This is a genomic window from Flavobacterium sp. 83, assembly GCF_000744835.1.
In the GTDB taxonomy this organism is placed as follows: domain Bacteria; phylum Bacteroidota; class Bacteroidia; order Flavobacteriales; family Flavobacteriaceae; genus Flavobacterium.
Map to the genome: position 1 here is coordinate 1,665,205 of NZ_JQMS01000001.1, position 12,492 is coordinate 1,677,696.

Sequence of the window (12,492 nt, forward strand, 5' to 3'; positions counted from 1 at the left end):
TTCCCATTTAGGAATTAAGGGAGGTTAATTATTATTTTTTAGTTTATTTGTTTTCGATTAAGATGTATTGTTATTATGTAAGTTCCGGTTTCATTCCCAGTTCTTTCAAATGCTTAAAGTGTGCGATGACAGCACTTCGCATTGTTTTATATTCGTAATACGGCAAGTTGCATTCTTGAGCAGTTTCTTTTACAATATTCGCAATTTTACCATAATGTACATGGCTGATATTTGGAAAAATGTGGTGCTCTATTTGGTGGTTTAATCCTCCGGTATACCAGTTTACAATTTTGTTTTTTGGAGCAAAGTTGGTTGTGGTAAACAATTGATGAATTGCCCAAGTATTATCCATTTCCCCTAATTCATTTGGAGATGGATTGGTCGTTTCTTCCACAACATGTGCCAATTGAAACACAACGCTAAGAATTAATCCTGCAGTGTAATGCATCACGAAGAAACCAATAAGGACTTTCCACCAAGTGATTCCAATAACGATTGGTAAAACGATCCAGATGGAAACGTAAATTATTTTAGTGATGATTAAAGTGGTCCAAAGTATTTTTGGGCTTTTGGCTTCACCATAGGATAATTTTCTTTTTAGGTAACTTCTCATCTGTTTGAAATCAGTTGTAATAGCCCAATTGAAAGTTAATAATCCATAGAGAAAAACAGAGTAATATTGTTGAAAACGATGAAAGTTATACCATTTAGCTTCTTTTGTAAAACGAATGACACGCCCGGCATCTAAATCTTCATCGTGACCTGGAATATTCGTGTAAGTATGGTGTAAAACGTTGTGTTGTACTTGCCAGTTGTATACATTTCCTGCAAGAACATAAATAGTTCCTCCCATGAATTTATTAACCCAATTTTTATTGGAATAAGAACCATGGTTCCCATCATGCATTACGTTCATTCCTACTCCGGCCATTCCAATTCCCATAACGATTGTTAAAAGAAGGTGTGCCCAAAACGGCATATCTAACGTTAGGATTAAAAAATAAGGCGCAAGAAAAACTGCAAACAAGATTATGGTTTTCAAATAAAGTCTCCAATTTCCAGTTTTTTGGATATTGTTTTCCTTGAAGTAATTGTTTACCCGCGAGTTAAGAGTTCTGAAAAACTTCAGATTGTCTTGCTTTGCAAATGTAGGAGCGGTCTTGTTCATATGATTTAATAAAGTTCAAAGGTAATTATTATAAATTTTTGGATATACAAAATTGAGATAAATATTTCAACTCTAAAGTATTACTTTTGTTAAAAAATTAGAACATGGACGAGATTCTTAAGTATTTTCCTTATTTGACTGATATTCAAAAAGAGCAATTCGCAAAATTGGATTTTTTATACCACGATTGGAACGAAAAAATCAATGTCATTTCGCGAAAAGATATTGATGCTTTATATACCAAGCATATTCTACACTCATTGGGAATTGCAAAAATTATAAAATTTGAACCGGGAACTTATGTTCTGGATGTTGGCACGGGCGGAGGATTTCCTGGAATTCCATTGGCGATTCTTTTCCCTGAAACCCGTTTTTTTCTGATTGATATTATTGCCAAAAAGATAAAAGTGGTTCAAGCTGTTGCTGAAGCATTAGAACTTAAAAATGTAAAAGCAGAACAATTACGCGCTGAAAACGTAAAAGGAGATTTCGATTTTATCGTGAGTCGTGCTGTTACGAATATGCCTGATTTTGTTTCTTGGGTAAAAACCAAAATCAAAAAGAATAATAAACATGAATTGAAAAACGGAATTCTCTATCTAAAAGGCGGTGATTTAACGGAAGAGTTGAAGGATTTCCCGAAAGCTAAGGAATATAATTTAGCAGACTTTTTTGAAGATGAATTCTTTGAAACTAAGAAAGTGGTGCATTTGCCGTTGAAGTTTCAATCATAGTCATAAGTTCAAAAGTCTTAAAGTCAAAAGATAGAAGTGTCTTTGAAAAAACGAAAAAAGCCAAATCTAAATTTTTAGATTTGGCTTTTTTTATCTTAGAAAAGTCCTTTAAGACTTTCGGCTTTCAAGCTATAGGAGTTGCTTATTCTCCCAAAAATGGGTATCTGTAATCTACTGGAGTGATAAAAGTTTCTTTGATAGTTCTTGGCGAAGCCCAACGCAATAAGTTCAATGCTGAACCCGCTTTATCGTTAGTTCCTGATGCTCTTGCACCACCAAAAGGTTGCATTCCTACAACTGCTCCAGTTGGTTTGTCATTGATATAGAAGTTACCGGCCGCATTTTGCAATTTGGTAGTCGCTTGCTCAATTGCGTAACGATCTTGACTGAAAACCGCACCTGTTAAAGCATATTCTGAAGTTGTATCTACTAATTCCAAAGTTTCTAACCATTTGTCGTCTTCGTAAACGAAAATCGTCATTACAGGTCCGAACAATTCCGTTTCCATTGTGGAATAATGTGGGTTTGTTGTAACAATAATTGTTGGTTCAATAAAATAACCAACAGATTTATCATAATTACCACCAACGATAATTTCGGCATCAGTATCTTTTTTGGCTTGGTCAATAAAAAGAGCTAATTTGTCGAAAGAACCTTCGTGAATTACTGCAGTGATAAAGTTTCCAAAATCTTCTGGAGAACCCATTTTCATTGATTTTGTATCAGTGATCAGTTGTTCTTTTATCGCTGGCCACAAACTTTTAGGAACATAAGATCTTGAAGCTGCTGAACATTTTTGACCTTGAAATTCAAATGCACCACGAACAATTCCTGTTGCTACTTGTTTTGGATTCGAACTTGGATGTGCGATGATGAAATCTTTTCCTCCAGTTTCTCCAACAATTCTTGGGTATGTTTTGTAATGGTGAATGTTTGTTCCAATTTTTTCCCAAATATCTTTGAATACATGCGTTGAACCTGTAAAGTGTATTCCTGCAAAATCACGACTTGCCAAAACAGTATCGGTAATCATCAAAGCATCTCCAAAAACAACGTTAATAACGCCATCAGGTACTCCCGCTTCTTTGAATACTTCAATGATGATTTGTGCAGAGAAAACTTGGCTGTCGCTTGGTTTCCAAATCACAACATTCCCCATCATTGCAGCACTTGCAGGAAGATTTCCGGCAATAGCAGTAAAGTTGAATGGAGTAATCGCGTATACAAAACCTTCAAGAGGTCTGTATTCTAAGCGGTTCCACATATCAGAGTTAGATTTTGGCTGATCATTGTAAATTTGTGTCATGAATTCTACGTTGAAACGTAAAAAGTCAATGAATTCACAAGAAGCATCAATTTCTGCTTGATGGATATTTTTTGATTGCGCAATCATTGTTGCGGCATTTATTCTTGCTCTGTAAGGACCTGCAATCAATTCAGCTGCTTTCAGGAAAATAGCGGCTCTTTGTTCCCAAGCCATATTTGCCCATGCAGTCTTAGCTTCTAATGCATTTGCAATTGCTTGCTCAACATGAGATTTTTCGGCTAGATGATACGTTCCTACGATATGTTTGTGATCGTGAGGAGCGGTCATGTTTTTTGTGTTTCCAGTTCTAATTTCTTCGCTTCCAATGTATAATGGTATATCGATTTTAGAATTCCACATTTTTGCGTAAGCTGCTTGAACAGCTGCTTTTTCTGGTGAATTTGGTGCGTATCCTTTTACTGGTTCGTTTACCGCTTTTGGTACATGAAAAAATCCTTTTAACATATTTGTAAAATTATAAAATTAGCGAATGTTTAAGTGTGGTAAATTTTTTCACAAAAGTACGAAGGATTGTTTTAAAAATCGTCATTTGCAGGTATAAAACTATTGGTGGTAAATTATATCATTTGTATTATAGCCCAGATAGAAATGAAAAGCCCGGAATAAAATAATCTTTTTTTGCAGTTCTAAAAAAGCGACCAACGGAAGCTCTTTTTAGGGCTTTCAAAAATGATTATTTTTATGAGGACTTGTAATGAATAGCTGGATTAGCTTCCAGAAATTAAGGTGATGATTTAGTTTAATGCAAATGGAGCGCACAATCTAAAGGTAGGTACTATGACTTTGAAATTTTTTGTTGAAGTAAAATTAATCATATTAAAATACCCTTTCATTGCACCGTAAGGAGACGATAATAAGCAACCTGAGCTGTAAGTGTGAAATTCGCCTGGTTTTAAAACAGGTTTTTTTCCAATTATTCCTTCGCCATCAACTACTTCAACATCATTTAGAGAATCAAAAATTTCCCAATGGCGAGAAATCAATTGAACAGAATCTTTACTGTGATTTTCGATTGTGATCTCATAACTAAAAGCAAAGTGAATTTTATAGTTTTTGAAGTAGGTCCCTTCAAAACTAGTCAATACTGATATCTTTATGCCTCTTGTTATTTGCGAAACCATACTAAATATATGAATAGGTGCTTAATAATGACAAATTTACAAAAAATTGATTTTGTATAGTCATTTTTTCATAAATTTTTTTAGTTGATGGTATTTATGGAATTTGTAGTTCCTTTTCCTATTACTCGATCGTATCGATTGGTGTTTTCTCTGTAATAAACCATTATCGAATAATCATTTTCTGTTTGATAAAAATTCCCATCAATTGCATTTTCATGATCGATGATTCCTTTACTGTCAGCAACTGTATATTGAAAACTAGTAAATCCTTGTTTTATTAAAATGGCTTTTTCATATCGGTTCGTTTTTTCATTATAATCCATTTTATATTCTGGAGTTGTATTATAATTGTTGAACATTCCGGTGATGTAAATGTCTTTATTCATTCTAAAAGTTGGAGCCGAAAGACTAAAATAGGCCCATGCATAGTCAGCTTCAATTTCGCTATTGGTTGCGTTTATATTTTTCACGACAAAATTCCCGTTGACATCTTGTGTTACGGAGTACAAAAAATTAGTTCGTGCATTATTAGTGTATAAATAAGAGCTGTAAATCTCATTATTTGAATCTACACGGGCCACATTGTTATTGGCAGCTCTAATGTCTTTGTTTTCAAAGTATAAATATTCGTTTCCTGCCCAAAATTGAGTTTGAGTGTCATACTTATAAATCAAATCGTTTCCAATCGTATATTGAGGGACAATATTTGTAATTGCATCATTTAATTTTCCATTTTGAAGTAAAACTACTTTTACGTTTTTAAGTGGATTTTGAAAAGTAATGGTGCTTGATTTAATAGTGAATTCTAAATTGTGTTTAGTATCTAAATTGCTAACAGTTCTCGCTCTTTTTACTTGAGTAGGTACTGTAACCAGATCTTCATAAAGAATAAATTTTCTGGAAAAAACGACTTCTTTATTTTCGTTTAAAATTTTCAGGATGTAATTACCACTGATTAATAATTGTGTGTACTGATTGGGAATTGCCAGTCTATAATGAGAATAGATTTGTAATGTGTTGAAAGAATTGGTGTAATCTGAAATTCTTTGGTTATCAAAACCTTTTAAATACTCGCTTTTAGGAATGTCTGTTGGGTTCCAATTATAATCACAATGAGTTATTTCATAGTAGTAATCAGCTTCATTGCCAAATAGGTCGTCGAATTGCAATTGAAAACCTTCCCCTAATTTAAAAATTGGAATTACATTTTGATTGCTTTGAACAAAAGAAATCGTCTTTACATTATAGGGTGGAGCGACCTCTTTTTCTACTTGTGCAGTTGCCGAGGTAATTATAAAAAGAAATGCTATTTTTCGAAAAAAGGCTTTAAGCATGTGTTTTGAATTGCTGAAATGTAAATGTAATGAATTAAGCAACACTATTATTATGCCAATTGTTGATTCGATTTACTCCAAATCTATTTAAAGCATACCGGAATAATTTCGCCTTTGGCCAAACAATATTTTTCTACTAGTTCGGGTGCTATTTTATTGGTGTAATCTTCTTCAACGACTTTAAAACCGATGCTTCTTAGTTTGTCAAAATAATCTCTACCATAAATTCGAACATGATCGTATTGCCCGAATATTTTAGCGCGTTCTTTTTGATCCGTAATGCTGTCGTCAGCAAAAGTAGTGGCTCTGGACAAATCTTGTGGAATTTGTAAAATTGCCATTCCACCGGGTTTCAAAACGCGATACAATTCCTGCATTGCTTTAGTATCATCTGGAATGTGTTCCAAAACGTGATTGCAAAGAATAACATCATATTGATTGTCTTCAAATGGTAAATCACAAATATCCGCTTTTACATCTGCCAAAGGGGAAAATAAATCGGTTGTGGTGTACTCCAGATTTTTTTGATTTCGAAACAATTTATAAAAAGCTTGTTCCGGCGCAAAATGCAACACTTTCTTTTTTGCTGTTGAAGTAAAAAAATTAGTTTGCTCATTCAAATACAACCATAATAAACGGTGTCTTTCCAATGAAAGTGTACTTGGCGAAAGCACATTGTTTCTTTGTGTTCCGTAACCGTAAGGCAAGAACATTTTAAAACTTTTTCCGTCAATAGGATCAGTGAATGTAGTTCCTTTTAATGCAAAGGCAAGAACGGGACGTGCTACATAGCTTAATCTGATCAGTAAAGGACGCGGTATAGTATTAAGTATTAATTTAAATAGTTTCTTCATTACAATACCAAAGGTGTTTTTCTAAACTCATCTTCTTCATTACTCACAATTCCTAACGCTTTGTAGATGTATCCAAAAGTCGATAATATCTCTGGTTTCCCATCAATTATAGCTACATCATGCTCAAAGTGTGCGCTTGGTTTTCCATCGGCAGTAAGGATTGTCCAACCGTCTTTTAATTGTTTGATATTTCGGGTTCCCATGTTAATCATAGGCTCGATCGCTACAACCATTCCTTCAACAAAAAGCTTTCCTCTTCCTTTTTTACCATAGTTTGGCATTTCAGGATCTTCGTGCATTTTTTGTCCTACGCCGTGACCTACTAATTCACGAACTACACCATAACCATGCGCCTCAGTGTATTTTTGAATAGCATTTCCAACGTCTTCTACGCGGTTTCCTAATCTTAATTCTCGGATTCCTACGTATAATGATTCTTTAGTTATTTGCAATAATTTTTTAGTTTCCGGAGCGACTTCACCAATCTCAAAAGAATAGGCATGATCGCCATGGTATCCATTTTTATAAGCACCGCAATCTACGGAGATTACATCGCCGCTTTCTAATGGTTTGTTATTTGGAATTCCATGAACTACTTGTGCGTTAGGACTCATGCAAAGTGAGTTTGGGAAACCATATAATCCAAGGAAACTTGGTTCAGCTCCGTGGTCACGAATGAATTCTTCGGCTAATTTGTCCAGATATAAAGTGGTGACTCCTTCTTTAATTTCAGAAGCAATCATTCCTAATGTTTTTGATACTATTAATGCACTTTCGCGCATCAATTCTATTTCTTCACGGGATTTTACTATGATCATAATTTCGAATTTTCAGTTTGCAAAAGTACGATTTTATAAATTATTTAATCCGGATTGGCCATAATTTTAAAAAGCTCCGAATTTGAAACATAAAATCGGTTCTCTAAAGCAATTTTAGAAAGTTGTGCGCTAACCAAATTATTTTCTCGCGTATTAATTAAAAACAACGAACTTTCTCCAAAAGAAAACAATCTTTCCTCTGAATTTAACATCGTGAGATTGTCTTCTACTAAACCTTTTATTAACTCTTTTTGTTTTAATAACGATACAATCTCCAGTTTCTGCGCATTGATTTTATTGGACAATTGTACTTTTTCTATGTCCAATGCAAATTCAGTTTCTTGGACTTTGTATTTCGCTAGTTTCAAACTTCCGCGTTCTTTTCGAAGAAATAAAGGGAAATAGAAATCTAACCCTATTTTGTAGTCCTTAAATTGATAATTGTCAATGTAGCTGGGTTCCGATAAATAGGAGTAGCCCACATCAATTTTTGGCAAAAGCATATTGGCTTTTAATTTTTTCTCTACATTCAAGATGTCAATTTTGCTTTGTAATGCATTTATTTTTGGATGATTAGTGATGGAGAAATCGGCGTTTAACAAATCATTTGTTTTTAAACTTTCCTGAATCGTGAATTCTAACTGCGTTTCGGGAATCAGTTCGTCTGACAATTCAAGCGGAATGTTGTTTTCCAACCAAAGAAAATTGGCCAGTTCTAATTTGGCTTTAGCCAATTTAAGTTTCGAATCTTCTAAATTTAATATTCGGTTTTTTACAATGATTCCGGCTTCAATACTGTCAATTGCAGGTTTGTCACCTTGCACGATTAAGGTTTTAATCCCTTTGAAACGTGTTTGCGCATTTTTATTATACTCGTCATACAACTTTACTTCGTTGAAGTTTTTCTTCCAATTAAAATAAGCCAGTGAAGCATCATACAAAACTGCTATTGCCTGCAATTTTCTTTCGGATTGGCTTAATTGCATTTGAATTTTTGCTTTGCGAACATCAGCCATTCTTTGATTAATGAATAATCCTTGTCCTAGCGGAACGCTAATTCCCAATGAAGTCAAGCCTTGATTCGGAACCGTATTTTCAGGATTCAGATAAATGCCTTCATTGTTGTCAAATCCTGCTTTAATCTCAATTCCATACCAAGTTGGGATTTTGAAACTACTATTCAAAATCGAATAATACTCTTTTTCTTTGAATTGTTTTTTGCTAAAATCTACTTCGATTTTTGGGTCAAATCCACCGCGTGCCATCATCAAATTTGCTTGTGCTTTATTGATTTCTAAGTTGGCATTTTTGACTAATGGATGGTATTTTTTCACATAGCCCAGAAACTCGGTATAGGTCAGTTCTTTGGCGGTAAATTCTTGTCCAAAAGCAGCAAAACCCAATAATAAAAAAGCGATAAGGAGTTGTTTCATTATTTCTTTTCTTTAGTTGTTTTAGTTCCAGTTTTGTAATAATTTGGAGGAAAACCGTTAAGTGTTCTCCATATTTCAAACCATATAGGCACATTGTCTAATAGAGCAATAGTTTGGGCTCCGGAACCAATGCTTAATTGTTTAGGCCATTTTGCTTCGGAAGAATCAGGAGCAATTAAAACTCTGTATTTGCCATTTTCACTGATGAAATTTTCTATGGCTACAATTTTACCTCCAAAAGTTCCATAAGACATGTCCGGCCATCCGGAGAAAACTATAGTTGGCCATCCGTCAAACCAAACGCGTACTTTTTCGCCTTTGCTTATTAATGGTAAATCGATTGGATTTACAAATGTCTCCACTGCAATATCATAATCCGAAGGCATGATTGTGGCGATTGGCGTTCCTTCTTTTATGGTTTCCCCAATACCGGATTGCAATGCTCTGTTGATGTAACCATTTTGCGCAGCTCTGATATAATACATGCCATTTCGAATGCTGTAATTAGCATATTGATTTTCTAATTTATTGACTTGGGCATCAGTGTCATATTGATTGCTCAATGCCGTGAATTTATCGCTGTTGGCTTTAGAAACTTTTTCTGAATACTCAGCTGTTATTCTGCTGATCTCTACTTTAGCATTTATAAATTCATTTTTACTGGTTAAATATTTGTTTTCTTGCGTGATGATTTTTGCTTCAACTTCTTGCAATTTTAGTCTTTTGTCTTCGGTATCACTTAATGGTTTTAAACCTTCTTTGTTCAATTGCAAAGACCTGTTGTATTGTGTGTTTGCAATTTTTAATTGTGTTTTAACGGCGACTAAATCCATACTATCACTTTTTATTTTCAAAAATGATTGCTTGATTTTGTTTTGTGCTTGTTCCAGTTTTAGCTTCTTTTCGGTTTCAATAGCTTGAATTTGACCCGAAAGAGTATTTACTTTTGAACCATACGATTGCAAAGATTGTTTCTTGGCATTCATTTGGTTTTTAGTGTTTTCAACCAAATTAGGATCCATGTAATCTTCTTTAATCTCCGAAATAAAAAGTATGGTATCGCCTTTCTTGACAAAGTCACCTTCTTGAACATACCATTTCTCTATTCGACCAGAAATAACACTTTGAATAGATTGCGGTCTTTGGTTTGGTTTCAAAGTGGTTACAGCTCCTGTTCCTGAAATGTTTTGTGTCCAAGGTAAAAACAGCGCAATTAATCCAATTATTGAAACACCGGCTATAATTCTGTTCAAAATTTTATAATGAGGTCTGTTTCCTAAGTTTTTAACTGTTTCGTATTGCTCCAGTGACTGTAGTCTTGTTTTGTTGTCAGATATGTTTAGCATGACTAGTTGTTTTTTAAATCAAGTTGAATAGCTCCATTTTGCATGATAATTTTTCTGCTGCATTTAGTTTTCCAATATGGATTTTTTGAGGAAACTATGATGGTCCATTTGTTTGCATCAGAAGTGATAAAGTCAATAATTTCATTGGCTACTTTTTCATCCATACTATCGGTTGGATCTTCGTAGAAAAGTATTTTCGGCCTGTGAATTATACTTCTTGCCAATAAAATTTTTTGTGCGTTAGAAGATGATAATTGTTTTCCTTCGGGGAAAATTCTAGTGTCTAAACCTTTTGGCAATGATTTAATAAACGAACTCAGTTGAACGCCATCAATCGCCCATTTTATATCTTCAAAAGGTATTGATGTGTCTTTGAAAGTAATGTTTTCGAGTATTGTTCCTTCAAATGGAGTTTCGCTATGAATAATACTGCCTAATTGAGAGCGGTATTGTTTTAAATTTATTTTTCTAAAAGTGTCATCATTAATATAGAAAGAACCAGATGTAGGTTGTAATAAACCAGATAATAATCGGATTAAGGTTGTTTTTCCGGAACCGTTGTCACCTTCAATTACTATTTTTTCTCCTTGTTCAATTTTTAGACTGATTGTATTTAGGATCTCGTTTTCTGAATCAGGAAATTTGAATTTAATGTTTTCTGTTTCCAGAACGATATTCGTATAGCAAGTGTCATTTTTAGTAATTGTATCTTCTTCTAATTCTAAATCGGTTACTTGTCCAATTTTTTCAACAGAAGTCAATACATCATAAAAAGTTTCCAATCCAATGATTATTTTTTCGACCGAATTAATTACCAACAAAATAATGATTTCTGCAGCAACAAACTGTCCAATATTCATTTGCTGCGACAATACTAAAAATCCTCCTATCGATAATAAACTAGCAGTAATAATGATTTTAAAAACAATTAATTGACTGAATTGTCTTTTGATGACATCAAAGTGTTTTTCGCGGTAGTTAAGATAATCAGAGACGATTTGATTGTTTTTTTCTAAAGCAAAATCATAATTAAGTTCATTTTTAAAACTGAAATTATTACGAGCCATTTCCTGCAACCAACCTGCAACTTTGTATTTGAATTTGGATTCTTTTAAGCTGGTTTCCAATCCTGATTTATATGAAAATTTGAAAATGAAATAGAGAAGGAAAAGCAATAAAATACCAAATAGGATGAAGTAAGGATGATACAATGACAACAATAGAATTCCAAAAACAATTTGAAGTAAGGCTGCCGAAAAATCGATTAGTAACTTTGATGTCCCTTTTTGAATCGTCATGGTGTCAAAAAAACGATTGGCTAATTCAGGTGGATAGGTGTCGTACAATTGCTCTGATTTTATTTTTGGCAAGCGTGCCGCAAATTCAAATGACGACCGAACAAATATTTTTTGCTGTAAGTTTTCTGTAATTCGCAATTGCATTAAGGATAAAATCCCTACCAAAGCAACGCCAAAAACAACTAAAATAATAAGTACAATCCAAGAGGCGCTGACTCTTCCAGATTGAATAAAATTGATAATAGCTTGGATTCCCAATGGAAGTGACAAACTGATTAATCCGGCAAAAATGGCATAAAAAAATATTTGAGAAACATCTTTTTTGTCTAATTCTAGTAAGTTGTAAAATCGTTTTAAAGGAGTCATAGTTCTTTTTTTTATGTTTTAACGTAAAACGTTTTCTGTCAGATTGAGATAAAATTGAGTTATACTTACAGAACTGTTACAGTCAGTTATAGTAGTTAAGTGTTCGGTCAAAAAATGTTGGTGTAAACTGCCTTCCACAATTGTAGACACCAGAGATTTTGCATATGTATAGTTAGGATTTACTTCATTTACAATACTCACAATTCTGTTTATTACTCTTTTATAAATCAAGAAAAAACCTTCCTTGTTTTCTTGATCAACCTCTTTGGTATGAAGTGTTTTTGTGAATTCGGCAATAATTATTTTGTTTAGAATGGCCTCGTTGATGTGCTCGGTGCTACTGTCATCAGCTACTTTTTCGGTAACAATGGTAATTGCTTTTCTGAGTTTTTCTTTCGGATCAGTAATGTTTGTGGTAGCAAAAACTAGTTTGTATTCCATCCAGCTCCAGTACCAAGAGGATAAATAAACCAATAATTTGTGCTTATTTTCAAAATAGCGGTAAAGGGAACTTTCATTAGAACCAATTTTTTCACCCAGCTTTTTGAACGTAAAATTGTCGAACCCAATTTCATCAATCAAAAGGATGCTTTGTTCTATGATTTTTTTTCCCAAGGCAGACGTTTCGGGATCTTTAACATAGATTTTTTCGTTGACTTGTATTTTTAGATTGGATAGTATTGTATTCATAAT

General features: G+C 33.7%; 11 protein-coding genes. 1 reads left to right on the forward strand and 10 read right to left on the reverse strand.

What is annotated here, in order from left to right:
• Positions 1–73: 73 nt before the first annotated feature.
• Entirely contained in the window at positions 74–1,168 is a 1,095-nt protein-coding gene (locus tag T410_RS07325; protein ID WP_035670027.1) for an acyl-CoA desaturase, read from the reverse strand.
• A gap of 104 nt (positions 1,169–1,272) precedes the next feature.
• On the opposite strand from T410_RS07325, the gene rsmG reads away from it, so the two are divergent.
• Positions 1,273–1,902, forward strand: coding sequence for a 16S rRNA (guanine(527)-N(7))-methyltransferase RsmG (gene rsmG / locus T410_RS07330; RefSeq protein ID WP_035670030.1), 630 nt, complete (start codon positions 1,273–1,275; stop codon positions 1,900–1,902).
• A gap of 142 nt (positions 1,903–2,044) precedes the next feature.
• Here the strand turns inward: rsmG and pruA are convergent, their stop codons facing one another.
• From pruA to T410_RS07375, 9 genes are all read right to left on the reverse strand, one after another.
• Complete coding sequence (gene pruA / locus T410_RS07335; protein ID WP_035670033.1) at positions 2,045–3,673, reverse strand: L-glutamate gamma-semialdehyde dehydrogenase; 1,629 nt, start codon at positions 3,671–3,673, stop codon at positions 2,045–2,047.
• Positions 3,674–3,963: 290 nt separating this feature from the next.
• On the reverse strand, positions 3,964–4,350 hold the full coding sequence (apaG, locus tag T410_RS07340) for a Co2+/Mg2+ efflux protein ApaG (protein WP_035670036.1): 387 nt from the start codon (positions 4,348–4,350) through the stop codon (positions 3,964–3,966).
• Positions 4,351–4,430: 80 nt separating this feature from the next.
• Positions 4,431–5,684 carry a DUF5103 domain-containing protein gene (locus T410_RS07345; RefSeq protein ID WP_035670039.1) on the reverse strand — a complete coding sequence of 418 codons (1,254 nt, stop codon included), beginning with the start codon at positions 5,682–5,684 and terminating at the stop codon, positions 4,431–4,433.
• Between the two features lie 83 nt (positions 5,685–5,767).
• On the reverse strand, positions 5,768–6,538 hold the full coding sequence (locus T410_RS07350) for a class I SAM-dependent methyltransferase (protein ID WP_035670041.1): 771 nt from the start codon (positions 6,536–6,538) through the stop codon (positions 5,768–5,770).
• Positions 6,538–7,356: a type I methionyl aminopeptidase gene (gene map, locus T410_RS07355; RefSeq protein ID WP_035670043.1), complete on the reverse strand. Its 819-nt coding sequence runs from the start codon at positions 7,354–7,356 to the stop codon at positions 6,538–6,540. Before map ends, T410_RS07350 begins: the two co-directional genes overlap by 1 nt.
• A gap of 44 nt (positions 7,357–7,400) precedes the next feature.
• Positions 7,401–8,789 carry a TolC family protein gene (locus T410_RS07360; protein WP_035670046.1) on the reverse strand — a complete coding sequence of 463 codons (1,389 nt, stop codon included), beginning with the start codon at positions 8,787–8,789 and terminating at the stop codon, positions 7,401–7,403.
• A complete protein-coding gene (locus tag T410_RS07365) occupies positions 8,789–10,135 on the reverse strand; it encodes an HlyD family secretion protein (RefSeq protein ID WP_035670049.1) in 1,347 nt (448 codons plus the stop codon). The genes T410_RS07360 and T410_RS07365 overlap by 1 nt, the downstream gene beginning before the upstream one ends.
• Positions 10,136–10,137: 2 nt before the next feature.
• Complete coding sequence (locus T410_RS07370) at positions 10,138–11,799, reverse strand: peptidase domain-containing ABC transporter (protein WP_035670052.1); 1,662 nt, start codon at positions 11,797–11,799, stop codon at positions 10,138–10,140.
• A gap of 18 nt (positions 11,800–11,817) precedes the next feature.
• A complete protein-coding gene (locus T410_RS07375; protein WP_035670057.1) occupies positions 11,818–12,489 on the reverse strand; it encodes a TetR/AcrR family transcriptional regulator in 672 nt (223 codons plus the stop codon).
• Positions 12,490–12,492 lie beyond the last annotated feature (3 nt).